This window comes from Rhizobium sp. K102, from assembly GCF_022385315.1.
Taxonomy (GTDB): Bacteria; Pseudomonadota; Alphaproteobacteria; order Rhizobiales; family Rhizobiaceae; genus Rhizobium; species Rhizobium croatiense.
This window is the reverse complement of the sequence record NZ_CP092432.1, coordinates 342,414-357,283: the sequence shown is the minus strand read 5'-3', so window position 1 is coordinate 357,283 and position 14,870 is coordinate 342,414. Positions and strand designations below refer to the sequence as shown.

The window sequence follows — 14,870 nt, the reverse complement described above, 5'->3', positions numbered from 1 at the left end:
TCGAGGAAAGAGATCATGTCAGACATTGTGGAGCAGCTGAAGAAGGTCCGCAAGCTGCAGTCCCGCGCCGCCGCTGCGAAGATGGAGTTGCACGATCTTGCCGAGGACCTTCCGATTAATTGGGCTAGAATCAAGACCATTGCAGGAGAGACGTTCGACGCCTTCGCCGAGTTGAACGCTGCGAAGGAAGAGCTCGCTGCATTGGAGAATTCACGATGACTGGCCCTTTCGTCACGCGCGACGGCTCCAGCTGGGTGCCGGAGTACCTGACCTGCATCGATGCTACAACCTGCATCGGCTGTGGCCGATGCTTCAAAGCCTGCTCTCGCGAAGTCATGCACCTCTATGGCGTCGGTGAAGCGGGTGAAATCCTCGGCATCTGCGACGACGAGGAGGAAGACTTCGATGGCGAGCTCAATCGTATGATCATGGTTGTCGATGAGGCCGGCCGCTGCATTGGTTGCGGCGCCTGCGCGCGCGTCTGCCCGAAGAACTGTCAGACCCATGTCGCGGCAGACAAGGTTACTGCGTGATCTCGCGAACAAGTCAACGCTGTTACCTTCAGATCGTTTGTTGTCTCCTGCTGCTCGTCGTCTGCGCAAACGAACGAACGTAGTTACTTCGTGTGGCATTCCATCCACAAAGTTAGCGCTGCGATGGTGGCTAGTTCGTCGCTTCTTTCAATAGGACTTTTTTAAAAGCGCGAAGTGGCGATCGCTGTCTCGTCGCCCTCGGCGATGAACTTATCCGGTTGCCAAGGCAGATGCCCCGCGATTGGATCGCCACAGATCGTGCCGTTCGTGTCCCATGCCTGATCCGCGGATGCGGCGGTTCTAATCAATGGCGGCCGGTGCAAAGAAGGCACTGCAATTGCACGCAATGTCTCGCGCAAGCTGACCGTCAAGGTAAGCACCAGTGCGCAGCTGACGGAGGCACTTGCGGCGAGGACCGCAAAGCCACTTTCCACCCCGCAGGCTCAATACGATCCGACACAGGACGATCCTGAGCGCGGTTGAATTACATGCTAATTCCCTTGTCCCCAGCGCAACCGTCGACATTTCTCGCAAATGTCGGGCATCCGCCACTTTTGTCAGGTTTGTCGTGATTGGAACGTTTTGTTCGCCGGTCTCTCCGTCAAATACACATCAACCTGCCCTCAACCCGCCCATTGATAAAAGAAAATCATCTTCTTGGCGCGTCGGAGCAGTTGGCATGGTGTTTGCTGATCCCTGGTTACAAGCGGCAGAAAGCAGTCTGCATGATGCCGGTTCATGAAACGAACGGAACGGAGGCCACCTGACCGTTCGTCATCGGATCCGCGTTCTACCAAGCGGCCATGCATCCGCCGGCGGAAGGGTCAATCCCGATGTCACAGCTTGCAACCAACTCAAAGAGAAGGAAAATGCAATGACCAAGATTTCCGAAAGATCCTTTGAAACGATCGAAAACCCGGGGTCATCGTCGCTCAAGGTGCCAGATCAGTTCGGCGCATCTGTTGAAAAGGGGAACAAGAAGGTGACAGAGGCTCTTTTGAAACTTGCGTCCGGCGCTGAAGCGACACAGAAAATGCTGCCTCCGATCCTCGAAACGACAAGTCTATTCGGCAACGAATTGTGGTGGAAGACGATCGCTGCACTGCAGGCCGACGCCGAGGCCAGCTTCTCACATTTGCAAGCTTTGCTGGGCGCGAATTCGCCGTCGCAGATCCTCGAACAGCAGTCGACCTTTTTCCGCAAGCGCGTTGAGACAAGTTTGCAGCACGCCAAGGAAGTCCGGGTGCTCTCAAGCAGGGCGGTGGAGGAAATCTCAAAGCCGGTCAAGGATGCTTTTGACAAGGTGCTGACGGACCTCAAGGCGACGTAAAACTGAGGAGACCCTAGAAATACCGCGCGGTGATCTGCCCGGTGAAGAAACACCTGAAGTTCGCACTCGCTTCGATGACCGCCCGGTAACCCCGATCTTTCCCATTCATCTTCTGTGCACGGCTGATGCGCGGGACCATGTCTATGGCGCTTATATTCGCGCCCGAATGCAGAGCCCGCTTGAGCAACTCATTGTTGGCTGCGGGATAGAAGAAAGCGATCAGCGTCTTTTCAGGCGACAGCAGGGCGACCTCATTGATCGAGGCGCACCTTGACGATCACGTCGGCGGCCGCGGCGAGGGCCTGTGGAATTGGAAAACGACCACGACTTCCGCGTTTCGGTAGGCTTCGCTCGAGATTCCCGCCGTTAGGCCGGCACCAGTTCCACTGGCGATCAACAAACTATCGCCGGGGGCCAGCGCATGGAGCGAGCCGAAACCGTGGGATGGCTCGACCGGCGACAGCACGCGGACACCAATTTGTTTCACCCGTTTTGCGTATCAGTCATTCTTGCTCATTTCCTTGTGGCACGTCTCTTCGAACAGCCGGGACCGCGGCTCGACCCATGTCAGAACGAGATGTTAGGCGGGTTCGAAAGTGCTGACTTTCACAGCGGACAAAGATCCGGCTGATTCTGGCCTGAGACGTCATCATTGATTTGGGACAAGGAAGCCGGCGCGGCCGGAGGTCATAAAGCATCCTGTTTTGAAAAGGGATGCGAAAATGTCTGATGATCTGATCGCCAAATACGGCGATGCGCGGGTTCCGCGTTATACGAGTTACCCGACGGCGGCGGCTTTTTCTGCAGCCGTGGGGCCGGATGAATATGCCGGCAATCTCGCCCATATCGCCGCGGCTGGCCCGGTTTCGGTTTATCTCCACGTCCCGTTCTGCCGTTCGATATGCTGGTACTGCGGCTGCCACACGACCATCACCCGGCAAGACGCTCCGGTCGCCGACTATCTCGACGTGATGAAGGAAGAGATCGAGCTCGTCTCTTTTGCGGCCGGAAACGACGTGCCCGTCAAGTACGTGCATTTCGGCGGCGGCACGCCGTCGGTCATGAAGCCGCAGGAATTTTCGGCTCTAATGGCAAAGCTCAGGAGTGCCTTCACGTTTGAAGCGAAAGCCGGCGTCGCAGTCGAGATCGACCCTCGCACATTGGTCGCCCCCATGATCGATGCGCTCGCCGAAAACGGCGTCGACCGCGCAAGCCTCGGCGTCCAGAGCTACGATCCGATCGTGCAGGCCGGTATCAAGCGGCTGCAATCCTTTGAGCAGACGGAAAGGGCGGTCGCCGGGTTGCGCTCAGCAGGCGTCAGCAGCATCAACTTCGACCTAATTTATGGCCTTCCGAAACAGACTGTCCAATCTTGCATCGAGACGGTCCGGCTGGCTGCAGAACTGCGTCCCGAACGTTTCGCCGTTTTCGGTTACGCTCACATACCCGCTTTTAAGAAACATCAGCGCCTGATCGACGAAGCATCGCTGCCGGACGCAAAACAGCGGAACGAGCAGGCGGAAGTGATCGCCGAGGAGCTCCAGAAGGCCGGATATCTGCGCATTGGGCTCGATCATTTTGCACTGCCGAACGATCAGTTGGCGCTCGCCGCGCGCAACAGAACGCTGAGGAGAAACTTCCAGGGCTATACCACGGATGATTGCGATAGCCTGATCGGCCTCGGCGCATCTGCGATCGGGCGGCTGCCGGCCGGCTATATGCAGAACCACGTGCCTCTCGGCCTCTATGCCGAGCGAATTGCCTTCGGGGTGCTGCCGACCGCCAAGGGATATCTTCTCAGCGAGGAGGACAAGCTTCGGGCGAGGGTCATCGAGAGGCTGATGTGCGATTTCGAAGCCGATCTCGGCCAGTTGAGCAGCGGATCGGGTTTCGACACCGGCTTCCTTGTCGAGCGCAACGACCGTCTCGGCGAGCTCATGGCCGACGGCGTCGTGACGATCAGCGGTGAGCGGATTGTCGTATGCGAGGAGGCGCGCTTCATGGTCCGTGCAGTCGCGGCGGCATTCGACGCCTATTTTAGCTCGCACGGGCACACGCACAGCAAGGCAGCCTAGTACTTGTCGCCGGAAGTGTGCATCGGTTCCGGCGACACGAAACGCATCAAAGGCCGCGCGAGAAGACATCGAGTTCCCGTTTCTCGATCGAGGACCCTGCAGTTATCTTCCCAGGAGTCCCGTCGACAACGGCACGTCGAGGAGGATCGACGTCGCAAGTTCGTGTGAAGCAGGGCGGGCGCACTCACAAATACGGTCATCGGGCCGCCCTGTCACAAGTAGATGGGCGCCCGTATCACCGCCTGGACGTCGAGGTCGTTATCGTCGAGCTTTTCGGCTCATTCAAATACAGCTCGATCTCGGCAGGCCCCGGCCCAGGGTATCGTTGGCGACTGACGTCGAACCTTTAAGGTGGCGTGGGCAAGCGCCGGTCCGCAGAGTTGTGCCCATCGCGATTATGGCGGCCGCGCAGGCGCCTGAAGGAGCCTTTTCGCGAGGTGAGCTACCGAGCGCCACATGATCGACGGCTCTCGCCCTCTCACGAACGCGGTTGTTCGAGCACGTCGAAGGACGAGGCAGGGGTCTCCTAGTTGTAGGACTTGCCTGCCGCGGGGATTTCGATCAAACGTTCGACGGCGCCTTCCGTGCAATTCTTGGGTAACCAGAACGAGACCCCGGGTTTTGGCTGGCATCTCCTTCGCGACTGCCGCGCAAAAAAACGACCTCGTTATATTCGTCGTCAGCGAGATTGCCGCCGGGCTAGTGATCTTGCCCACGCGTTCCTTCACAGGTCTGCCGTGCAGATCATAGCTCTTTTCACAGGCCACATTCACTTTCTCGACGGTCCCACCAGGTTTCGGCATCGGCTTTGCCGACAACCGTGTCCGACCACTGCCTTGGACGTCTTGCCTGACAGCGCCTGGCTCTGCTCGATGCTCACTGAGCATCAGCTGCTCCTGGCGAGGCAAACAGCTGCCACGAAAGCCATCGTCATGGGCTGCGCGGTCATCCGCACCTGCTGTGTCTCACTGGGTGATGTTTGTGAGGTCGGCATCGAGCCGCTTGCGCACCATGTTCGGCACCTTTGCAGTCTTGATCGCTTCGAGATTGGGCGGACTGTCACCCACCTGGATCAGGGCAACCATGCCCATGCCGGAATGTGGGGTGCATTTCAGGACATAGACGCCTGGAACATCGAATTTCGCGCGATATAGCTCATTCGGCTTTGACTTGAAGTCGGCAACGCCATCCGGAATGAGGCCTTTGAAGGTTTCGACGTTGTGGCCCTTGTCGGTGGGGATGAAGGTGACGGTGTCGCCGGGGGCGATCTTCAGGAAGCCAGGCTCGAACACCATCGCGCCTTCCGTGCCTTTGTTGAGCATCCGAACCTGGTGGTCGGCCGCCATCAACGGCGCTGCCGAAACAATCAAGGCTGCCGCTGCAGCGATCAGACCGAATTTTAACCGCATTTGCAAGCTCCTTTTCTGCGAGACCCAATCAGCCTCATGAATGTGTCTTAGCAGATGCCGGAATTGGGCTCTTTGACGCCCGTCAAATTCGGGGAAAAAAGGCAGAAGGTCCCAATTTTTGCCTGCTTGCCCAGCGCCCTTGCGAGGGACATGGCAGCCTGCAAGCGATGTAGGAATCACCGAAGGACAAGCACGCTCGGCGAACGTCGGCGCTGCTGAACAGCTTAGGATTGCCGTGACTGAGCTCATATCGCGTCGAGAAGTTCGCGGAGGGCATGAATGTCGATCCCGCGGCTTGTCGCGTGTGTTGAGGTTTACCCTCTGACAGAAATCCTCGGAAAAATCATCAGTGTCGCCCGATAACCGTACCAGCGGGCAAGATTGACGTTCCGCAGGTCGTGCCTGCCCTCGGGAATAACGATGTTGCGCGACGCAAGTTTCGTAACGGTGTGGGCCAGGGTCTCAATGGTCAGGCCGAGATGATCCGCAATGTCTTGACGATTCATGGAAACGCGCAACGGACCTTGGCGGACGCGGGTTGCGCCGGAATGCAAGCTTCACGATGAAGCTGCAGGGGCGCTCCTCGGCGTTCTTCTTCGGCAACAGCACCATCTGTTCATGCGAAGCGGCCGCCTCCTGCCAGAGCAACGAGAGCTAGGTCGAGCGAGCGCATTAGACCGAGCGACTTCCCCGTGGAAACTCATGTGCGATATCCGGCGGATCTTGCATTTCGTGACGGCCTCAGCCGTAAATAGGAAATCGTTTTGCAGCGACGCGCCGTTGAGATCGCCGGCGAATTGAAGAGCGATTATCACCCGACGATCTTTCGCCGATGATACGAAGCAGGCGCACGACACCTTCTTCCACCTGGACAAGATGGTTGCTTATCACCCTCCCACCAAATCGCCTTACCGGCTGCGACGGCCTCGGCCGCCGAGCCTACGAACAGCGAAGAGAGGGATTGGCCGGCATGTATGGCTTCGCGCCCCTTCGCGCCATTGTCGAACGCGTGGTTGTTCTGCACAGCATCTTCATCGCCCCTTGTGGCAGTGGGTGCGGTAGAAAGCAGCTGCGTCACACGGGAGTAAGCGGGCGGTGCCAAAGGGGGAAGTTTGCAACAGAGTGTAACAACGTCGGTTCGTCCACCGCTTCCAGTCCGCTTGTTGATGTAGATCAAGGAGCCGTTCCCGTCTTCGTGACAGTCCTGCCTCGAAATCCGAGAAAGCCGGCCGCGAGGCGGTCGTCTGCGCACTGGAGACGACATCATGAATTACACGACAGAAACGATGGTGATCGCGGTCGCAGCGTTTCTGGCGCTGCTCGCGGCCGCATTCGCGCACGATCATCTGTTTGCAGTCCATATGGGTATACTTTGCCTCTGCCTGGTTGCGGGAACGCTGCTGCTTGTCAGAAACGCAGAGTTTTCGCCGACGGGCCAACAGCGCAAAACAGAGCTTACGGGCTATTGCGACGAGGTAATCCGCTACGGCCTGATCGCTACGGTGTTCTGGGGCGTCGTCGGCTTCCTCGTCGGCGTGATCATCGCGCTGCAGCTCGCCTTTCCCGACCTCAACATCGCGCCCTATTGGAATTTCGGAAGATTGCGGCCGGTTCACACATCGGCGGTGATCTTCGCCTTCGGCGGCAACGCGCTGATCATGACATCCTTCTATGTGGTGCAACGCACCTGTCGCGCGCGTCTCTTCGGAGGAACACTCGCCTGGTTCGTCTTCTGGGGCTACCAGCTGTTCATCGTGATGGCTGCGACCGGCTACGTGATCGGCATCAATCAGTCGCGCGAATATGCCGAGCCCGAATGGTACGTCGACCTGTGGCTTACCATCGTCTGGGTCGCCTATCTGGCCGTCTATCTCGGAACGATCCTGAAGCGCAAAGAGCCGCATATCTACGTGGCAAACTGGTTCTATCTCAGCTTCATAGTCACCATTGCGATGCTGCATGTGGTCAACAACCTCGCTGTTCCGGCGTCGTTCCTCGGCTCCAAGAGCTATTCTCTCTTCTCCGGCGTCCAGGATGCACTCACCCAATGGTGGTACGGCCACAACGCCGTCGGCTTCTTCCTCACCGCCGGCTTCCTGGGGATGATGTACTATTTTGTGCCGAAGCAGGCCAACCGGCCGGTTTATTCCTACCGGCTGTCGATCATCCACTTCTGGGCCCTGATCTTCATGTATATCTGGGCCGGCCCGCATCATCTGCATTACACGGCGCTGCCTGACTGGGCGCAGACGCTCGGAATGGTCTTCTCCGTCATGCTCTGGATGCCCTCCTGGGGCGGCATGATCAACGGTTTGATGACCCTTTCGGGCGCCTGGGACAAAATTCGCACCGACCCGATCATCCGGATGATGATCGTCGCCATCGCATTTTATGGGATGTCGACCTTCGAAGGCCCGATGATGTCGATAAAGGCTGTCAATTCGCTCAGCCACTATACCGAATGGACGATCGGTCACGTGCATTCCGGAGCACTTGGCTGGGTGGGTATGATCACCTTCGGGGCGATATACTACCTGACGCCGAAACTGTGGGGGCGCGAGCGCCTCTACAGCCTGCGGATGGTCAACTGGCACTTCTGGCTCGCGACGCTCGGGATCGTGATCTACGCCGCGGTGCTCTGGGTCGCGGGCATCCAGCAGGGGCTGATGTGGCGAGAATACAATTCCCAGGGCTTCCTCGTCTATTCCTTCGCTGAAACGGTCGCGGCGATGATCCCCTATTACGTGCTGCGTGCCGTCGGCGGAGCACTCTACCTAGCGGGTGGCCTCGTCATGGCCTGGAACGTGTTCATGACGATCCGCGGCCACCTGCGCGACGAAGCGCCAATCCCGACCAGTTTGGTGCCCCAGGCACAGCCTGCCGAGTGAGGTGAGACATGGCATCGTTACTTGATAAACATAAGACCCTCGAGAAGAACGCGACGCTTCTTCTGGTCGGCTCGCTGCTGGTCGTCAGCATTGGCGGCATCGTTGAAATCGCACCGCTGTTCTACCTGCAGAACACGATCGAAAAAGTGGAAGGCATGCGGCCCTACACGCCGCTAGAGCTCGCCGGACGGAACATCTACATCCGTGAAGGCTGCTATCTCTGCCACAGCCAGATGATCCGGCCGTTCCGTGATGAGGTCGAACGTTACGGCCATTATTCGCTCGCCGCGGAATCGATGTACGACCACCCGTTCCAATGGGGATCCAAGCGGACAGGGCCCGATCTGGCCCGCGTCGGGGGGCGTTACTCGAACGAATGGCACGTCCAGCATCTCGCAAATCCGCGGGCCGTGGTGCCGGAATCAATCATGCCGAGCTACGCCTTCCTCGAAGAGAAGGAGGTGACGGTCAGGAGTATCGGAGAGGACCTCAAGGCCAATGAGGACGTGGGCGTGCCTTACAGCGACGACATGCTGGCGAATGCCGAGGCCGACATGAGAGCCCAGGCCGATCCGAACGCGGACACGGCGGCTCTACTCAAGCGCTACCCAAATGCGAATGTCGGCGATCTCGACGGCGATCCAACCCGGCTGACCGAGATGGACGCGCTGGTGTCCTACCTGCAGATGCTCGGAACGCTGGTTAATTTCTCGACCTATGACGACGCGACCGGCTACCGGTGAGGTGATCCATGGAAACTTACACTGCAATGAGACACTTCTCCGACAGCTGGGGCCTCCTGGCAATGGCCGCATTCTTCGTCGGCGCGGTCATGCTCACCCTTCGCCCAGGTAGCAAGCAGACGGCCAAAGATGCCGCCGATATTCCCTTGAAGGACGATTGAGATGTCGCAAAAGCATATCGATGAACTGAGCGGCGTCGAAACGACGGGTCATGAATGGGACGGCATCCAAGAGCTCAACAATCCCATGCCGCGCTGGTGGATCTGGACCTTCTACGTGACGATCCTCTGGGCGATCGGCTACGCCATCGCTTACCCGGCCATCCCGATGATCACTTCCGCCACTAACGGCTATCTCGGTTATTCAACGCGCGCCGAGCTGCAGCAGGACCTCAATCTCGCTAAGTCATCGCAGACGGAGTTCCATGACCTGATCGCTGCCAAGACAGTGGAGGAGATCGACGCGGATCCTGCTCTTCGTAAATTCGCGATCGCTGGCGGCGCATCCGCTTTCAAGGTGAACTGCGCGCCCTGCCATGGATCGGGAGCGAGCGGCGGTCCGGGGTTTCCGAATCTCAACGACGACGACTGGCTGTGGGGCGGGGATCTGAATGCCATCCAGGCCACGATCTCTCATGGCATCCGCTTCGACGGCGATACGGATAGCCATTCCTCCGAAATGCCGCCCTTTGCCGGTGTTCTGGAGCCCATCCAGATGAAGCAGGTCGCCGCCTTTGTCTGGGGGCTGACCAATACGCCCTCGGATGTCGGTCTGGCGGCGGCCGGAAAACAGGTTTTCTTCGACAATTGCGCCCCATGTCACGGCGAGGACGCCAAAGGAAAGGTGGAAATGGGTGCGCCGGATCTCGCCGACGCAATCTGGCTGAAGTCGCGGGGTGAAGACGCCATCCTTCGTCAGGTTGCCTCTCCCAAACATGGCGTAATGCCTGCCTGGGCAGCGCGCCTGGGGGACACAACGGTAAACGAGCTTACTATTTTCGTTCATGCGCTCGGCGGCGGCACGTAAGGAGAAAAGACATGACAGCCCACGACCGCAATCCGATCCTCCCTCTCTACGGCGCGCCGCGTACTGTTATCCGATCGCGTGTCTCAGCCCGCGCCCAACAGATGCCTGCGTCTTCGGAGCAGGACGACCCGGCAAAAATCGGCAATTCGATGGTGAGTTTGATCTGCCTCAAAGACCACAAGCAGACGAGCCGATAGTTTCAGCTCCTGTGGAGGACGTCCCAGCGGTTTCTCCGCCGCTGTCCTCCGGCCACGCCCTTACTCTGGGGCGTGGCCTTTTCGCTTCTGCACGGTCGTTCTTGATCTGCATCAAGGAACGGATCCGCCACGGCTGGGAAAAGAGTGGTGAAAATCGGACAGGTCCTATGAATCTCTATACCCGCCCTAATCTAAATGACATTGACCACGTTCGCGTCGAACCCGTCAACGCCCGGCGCAACCGCCAGTCTCTCTATGCGCCGCGCAAGAAGATCTTTCCGAAACGAGCCGAAGGGCCCTTTCGCCGGTTCAAATGGGTCTTGATGCTGCTCACGCTTGGCACATATTACCTCGCGCCGTGGATTCGCTGGGACCGCGGTCCCTATGCGCCCAATCAGGCAATCCTCGTCGACCTCGCCTCGCGGCGCTTCTTCTTTTTCTTCATCGAGATCTGGCCGCAGGAATTCTACTATGTGGCGGGCCTGCTCGTCATGGCGGGCTTCGGCCTCTTTCTCCTCACCGCCGCTGTCGGCCGCGCCTGGTGTGGCTATGCCTGTCCGCAGACCGTCTGGGTCGATCTCTTTATCGTCGTCGAACGCGCCGTCGAAGGCGACCGAAACGCTCGGATGAAGCTCGATGCCGACCCCTTCACTTTCGACAAGCTCAGGAAGCGGGTGATCAAGCACGCGATCTGGTTGCTGATCGCCGTCGCCACGGGCGGAGCATGGATCTTCTATTTTGCCGACGCGCCGAGCCTGGCGGCTTCACTGTTTGACGGCAGCGCTCCTGCCGCTGCGTATGCCACGATCGCCACCCTGACCGCGACGACCTATGTGCTTGGCGGCCTCATGCGCGAACAGACATGCACCTATATGTGTCCGTGGCCGCGCATTCAGGGCGCGATGCTGGATGAGAATTCGCTTGTTGTCACCTACAACGACTGGCGGGGCGAGCAGCGGTCGCGCCATGGCAAGAAGGCTCAGGGTCTGCCGGTGGGCGATTGCGTGGACTGCAATGCCTGCGTCGCCGTCTGCCCGATGGGGATCGACATCCGCGACGGCCAGCAGATGGAATGCATCACATGCGCCCTCTGCATCGACGCCTGTGGCGGCGTCATGGACAAGCTCGGGAAGCCACACGGCCTGATCGCCTATGCGACGCTCAAGGAATATTCGAGCAACATGTCGCTTGCTACTGACGGAGGACGGACAGCCATCCAGCCCTCCAATGTCCGAAACGACGACGGAAGCTTCATGCCAGCTGTCCGGAATTTCGACTGGCGCATCATCTTCCGCCGAAGAATTGTCTTCTACGGTGTCGTCTGGGCATCGATCGGCGTCGCCATGGTCGTCCATCTCGCCTTACGCGATCGGCTCAGGCTCAACGTTATCCACGACCGGAACCCTCAATATGTTCTGGAAAGCGACGGCTCCATCCGAAACGGCTACACGCTGCATGTCCTCAACATGGTGCCGAAGCCGCGGGACGTGACCATCACCCTCGTCGGGCTGGAGGGGGGCACAATGCGCATTCCCGAGTTCGGCAGGCAGGATGCCCGCAGCTTCACCGCTCACGTCGAACCCGACGCGGCCACGACGCTCAAGGTCTTCGTCACGCGCGCCCCAGACGGGGCAGAGATCAACGAATTCCTCTTCGTCATCGAAGATATAGGTCAAGACGCAGGTCAAGCCGACCGGGCGAGCTATCGCGCCGCGTTCAACGCGCCGGGAGACGTGAAATGAAGACTTCTACTCAGGGCTTTACCGGCTTGCACGTGCTGCTTGCCACCTCGGCATTCTTCGCCGTAGTGATCGCCGTAAACGCCACCATGGCCTTCTATGCTGCGTCCAGCTGGAGTGGCATCGTCGTGGAAAACACCTATGTGGCCAGCCAGGAATTCAACACCAGGGCGGCAGCGATGAAGGCAATGGCCGCCTCCGGCGTCGAGGGCGCGCTCGTCGTTAAGGGCATCCAAATCCGTTACGACATCCACGACAAGGCCGGCACGCCTGCGATCATCGATGATGTCACGCTGAACTTCAAACGGCCCGTCGGCGATCATGAGGATTTCCGCGTGACGCTCCGGAAGACGGGCGAAGGGCGGTTCGAAGCCGATCACCAGGTTGTCGCCGGCGACTGGATCGTCGAGGCCATATCGAGAATGAACGGGGCGGTCGTCATGCATGAGGCCAAACGCTTCGACACCGCGGAGTTCCGCCAATGACCTGCTGCTCGATGGATGCGGAAAGCGTTCTCGGCCTCAGCGCGACATCCGCCAGCGCCGAGGAGGTATGCCTTGCAAGCCACCCGCTCGGGGCAGGGTTACGCCAGATCGACCTCAGCGTACCCGACGTCCACTGTGGCGGCTGCATATTGACCCTCGAAAAAGCGCTGTCGGCGCTTGCGTTCGTCAGGAAAGCCCGGGTCAATCTCACCGCCCGGCGTGTCACCTGCGTCTATCAGGAAGAGATCGAGGCGAAGGCGACCGATCCCTCCGAAATCCTCGCCGCGATCACCTTGGCCGGATACCGCGCCCATCTCATCACGTCGACAGCACCCGAAACCGACAGGATCCGGAACCAGCTACTGCTGGCGATTGGAGTTTCCGGCTTTGCGGCCGCCAACATCATGATGCTCTCGGTGTCGGTATGGTCGGGCGCCGATGCGGCCACGCGCGACATGTTTCACTGGATCTCGGCGATGATCGCGGCGCCGGCGCTGGTTTATGGTGGACGCTTCTTCTTCAAATCGGCCTGGAGCGGGCTCAAGCGTAGGCGCACCAACATGGATGTTCCGATCTCGCTTGCAGTGACGCTGTCCTATGCGGTCTCCCTATGGGAAACCATGCACCATGGCGAACATGCCTGGTTCGACGCGTCGGTGTCTCTGCTGTTCTTCCTGCTGATCGGCAGAACCCTCGATCATGTGATGCGGGAAAAAGCCCGCGCCGCGATCAACGGGCTTGCCAGACTGGCGCCGCGCGGGGCGCAGCTGATGATGCCGGACGGGTCGCGGCACTACATCCCGGTCGAAGAGATCGCCGTCGGGGATAACATCGCGATTGCCGCCGGCCAACGCATTCCCGTCGATGGCATGATCGTCAGCGGCGAGAGCGATGTTGACCTCTCCATCGTCACCGGTGAAAGCAGCACGGTCGCCGTCGCCGCAGGCAGCGCGCTGAATTCGGGTGCGATGAACCTGACCGGTTCGCTCGTCCTGCGGGCGACCAAAGTGGCAAGGGATTCGCTTCTTTCCGAGATCATCGGCCTGATGGAAGCGGCCGAGGGCGGCAGGGCTCGTTATCGCCGGGTCGCCGATCGCGCCGCAGCACTTTATTCTCCCGCCGTGCACCTGTTGGCGCTGGCCTCCTTTCTCGCCTGGGGCTTGCTTGGGGGCGATTGGAAACAGGCCATGCTGGTCGCGGTCGCGGTGCTGATCATCACATGCCCCTGCGCATTGGGCCTTGCTGTACCGGTGGTCCAGGTGGTCGCCGCCGGCGAACTTTTCCGCAGGGGCATCGTGGTGAAGGACGGTTCGGCGCTCGAAAGACTGGCCGACGCGGACATCGTGGCCTTCGACAAGACCGGCACCCTGACGATGGGCCGGCCCCGCCTCGTCCGAATCGACTCGATCGCGGGCAATAGAGCCATCGTTTGCGCAATGGCGGCGCATTCACGGCATCCGCTTTCCCAGGGTCTGGTGCGGGACATAGACATCTCTTACCCCTTCGCCTTCGACAGGGTCACGGAAATCGCCGGCGGGGGGCTGGAAGCCTGGCAAGGAGCGGACTTCTATCGGCTCGGCAACCGGGCCTTTGCCTGCGGAACCGGGCTCACGCCCGCGGGCGATACTCCGTTTTCGGAGGTGGTCCTGTCGAAAAACGGCGTCGATCTCGCCCGTTTCCTGTTTGACGACACGCTTCGTCCGGGCGCCGCGGAGACTTTCCGCCAGCTCGCTGCAGCCGGTATCGAAACGTTGATAGTATCCGGCGACAGGCAGGCCGTCGTCGACAACACAGCGCGGGCTCTCGGTATCGGCAAAGCTCTGGGCGACCTGGGGCCGAAACAGAAGGTCGAGGAACTCCAGAGGCTGGGCGCCGAGGGCTATCGCGTGCTCATGGTCGGCGACGGGATCAACGACGCACCGGCGCTGGCCGCCGCGCAGGTCTCGATGGCGCCTGCAACCGCATCCGACGTCGGCAGGCAAGCCGCCGACCTTATCTTCTTCAACGATCGTCTCGATGCCGTTCCTGAGGCAATCGCCGTTGCACGAAGATCCGCCAGCCTCATTCGCCAGAACTTTGCTCTCGCCATCGGTTACAACGTGCTTGCGGTACCGATCGCAATCGCCGGCCTGGCAACGCCGCTGATAGCGGCGGTGGCCATGTCGACTTCGTCGATCATCGTCGTGACGAATGCGCTGCGATTAAATGCCTTCGGCCTACGGAGCGAGCCGCTTGCCGGCGGACGTGCGGAAGTTGAAACCGCATGAACATGCTGATCTATCTGATGCCGATCGCACTGCTGATGGGGGGAATGGGTCTCCTGGCGTTCCTCTGGTCGCTGACGAGCCGCCAGTACGAGGACCTTGAAGGAGCAGCTTGGCGAATCCTCGTCGAGGACGAAACCGATTGCAAAAGACCTTGAACCGCTCACGGCCGAAACGAAAG

General features: G+C 59.6%; 16 protein-coding genes and 1 pseudogene. 13 read left to right on the top strand and 4 right to left on the bottom strand.

The features are described 5' to 3' along the window. Window positions 1-15 precede the first annotated feature (15 nt). Both MHI61_RS01720 and fdxB read left to right on the top strand, forming a co-directional pair. Complete coding sequence (locus MHI61_RS01720; RefSeq protein ID WP_009991124.1) at window positions 16-219, top strand: CCE_0567 family metalloprotein; 204 nt, start codon at window positions 16-18, stop codon at window positions 217-219. Continuing rightward, the gene (gene fdxB / locus MHI61_RS01715; RefSeq protein WP_004677870.1) at window positions 216-533 is read left to right on the top strand and encodes a ferredoxin III, nif-specific; all 318 of its coding nucleotides are present in this window, start codon (window positions 216-218) and stop codon (window positions 531-533) included. The genes MHI61_RS01720 and fdxB overlap by 4 nt, the downstream gene beginning before the upstream one ends. 161 nt (window positions 534-694) lie before the next feature. On the opposite strand, the gene MHI61_RS01710 is transcribed toward fdxB, so the two are convergent. Continuing rightward, window positions 695-904, bottom strand: a complete 210-nt coding sequence (locus MHI61_RS01710; RefSeq protein WP_225880317.1) for a hypothetical protein — start codon at window positions 902-904, stop codon at window positions 695-697. Between the two features lie 503 nt (window positions 905-1,407). On the opposite strand from MHI61_RS01710, the gene MHI61_RS01705 reads away from it, so the two are divergent. Then, on the top strand, window positions 1,408-1,863 hold the full coding sequence (locus tag MHI61_RS01705; protein WP_012489581.1) for a phasin: 456 nt from the start codon (window positions 1,408-1,410) through the stop codon (window positions 1,861-1,863). A gap of 13 nt (window positions 1,864-1,876) precedes the next feature. Here MHI61_RS01705 and MHI61_RS01700 read toward each other — a convergent pair whose 3' ends face one another. Then, entirely contained in the window at window positions 1,877-2,107 is a 231-nt protein-coding gene (locus MHI61_RS01700; protein ID WP_225880318.1) for an NAD(P) transhydrogenase subunit alpha, read from the bottom strand. Window positions 2,108-2,585: 478 nt separating this feature from the next. Between MHI61_RS01700 and hemN the strand changes: the two genes are divergently transcribed. After that, window positions 2,586-3,938, top strand: coding sequence for an oxygen-independent coproporphyrinogen III oxidase (hemN, locus tag MHI61_RS01695; protein WP_008536465.1), 1,353 nt, complete (start codon window positions 2,586-2,588; stop codon window positions 3,936-3,938). Window positions 3,939-4,903: 965 nt separating this feature from the next. Here hemN and MHI61_RS01690 read toward each other — a convergent pair. Both MHI61_RS01690 and MHI61_RS01685 read right to left on the bottom strand, forming a co-directional pair. After that, the gene (locus tag MHI61_RS01690) at window positions 4,904-5,347 is read right to left on the bottom strand and encodes a pseudoazurin (protein ID WP_004674399.1); all 444 of its coding nucleotides are present in this window, start codon (window positions 5,345-5,347) and stop codon (window positions 4,904-4,906) included. Between the two features lie 306 nt (window positions 5,348-5,653). After that, window positions 5,654-6,371: pseudogene (locus MHI61_RS01685) on the bottom strand (cyclic nucleotide-binding domain-containing protein); the annotation flags it as partial. A 241-nt stretch (window positions 6,372-6,612) separates the two neighbouring features. Here MHI61_RS01685 and ccoN point away from each other — a divergent pair. The 9 genes from ccoN to ccoS all read left to right on the top strand — a co-directional run bounded on the left by ccoN (window position 6,613) and on the right by ccoS (window position 14,847). After that, window positions 6,613-8,235 (top strand): cytochrome-c oxidase, cbb3-type subunit I, encoded by a 1,623-nt coding sequence (gene ccoN / locus MHI61_RS01680; RefSeq protein ID WP_004674403.1) that lies wholly within the window; start codon window positions 6,613-6,615, stop codon window positions 8,233-8,235. An 8-nt stretch (window positions 8,236-8,243) separates the two neighbouring features. After that, entirely contained in the window at window positions 8,244-8,978 is a 735-nt protein-coding gene (gene ccoO, locus MHI61_RS01675) for a cytochrome-c oxidase, cbb3-type subunit II (protein ID WP_004674404.1), read from the top strand. Between the two features lie 8 nt (window positions 8,979-8,986). Next, window positions 8,987-9,139 (top strand): cbb3-type cytochrome c oxidase subunit 3, encoded by a 153-nt coding sequence (locus MHI61_RS01670; protein ID WP_004674411.1) that lies wholly within the window; start codon window positions 8,987-8,989, stop codon window positions 9,137-9,139. 1 nt (window position 9,140) lies between these two features. Then, window positions 9,141-10,004, top strand: coding sequence for a cytochrome-c oxidase, cbb3-type subunit III (gene ccoP / locus MHI61_RS01665; protein WP_004674413.1), 864 nt, complete (start codon window positions 9,141-9,143; stop codon window positions 10,002-10,004). Window positions 10,005-10,015: 11 nt separating this feature from the next. Next, entirely contained in the window at window positions 10,016-10,201 is a 186-nt protein-coding gene (locus MHI61_RS01660) for a hypothetical protein (protein ID WP_029875589.1), read from the top strand. Between the two features lie 167 nt (window positions 10,202-10,368). After that, a complete protein-coding gene (gene ccoG / locus MHI61_RS01655; protein ID WP_004674417.1) occupies window positions 10,369-11,943 on the top strand; it encodes a cytochrome c oxidase accessory protein CcoG in 1,575 nt (524 codons plus the stop codon). Beyond that, window positions 11,940-12,425 (top strand): FixH family protein, encoded by a 486-nt coding sequence (locus tag MHI61_RS01650; RefSeq protein ID WP_004674419.1) that lies wholly within the window; start codon window positions 11,940-11,942, stop codon window positions 12,423-12,425. Before ccoG ends, MHI61_RS01650 begins: the two co-directional genes overlap by 4 nt. Then, window positions 12,422-14,692, top strand: a complete 2,271-nt coding sequence (locus MHI61_RS01645) for a cation-translocating P-type ATPase (RefSeq protein ID WP_029875590.1) — start codon at window positions 12,422-12,424, stop codon at window positions 14,690-14,692. Before MHI61_RS01650 ends, MHI61_RS01645 begins: the two co-directional genes overlap by 4 nt. After that, entirely contained in the window at window positions 14,689-14,847 is a 159-nt protein-coding gene (gene ccoS, locus MHI61_RS01640) for a cbb3-type cytochrome oxidase assembly protein CcoS (RefSeq protein WP_011053470.1), read from the top strand. The genes MHI61_RS01645 and ccoS overlap by 4 nt, the downstream gene beginning before the upstream one ends. The last annotated feature ends 23 nt before the right edge of the window (window positions 14,848-14,870 follow it).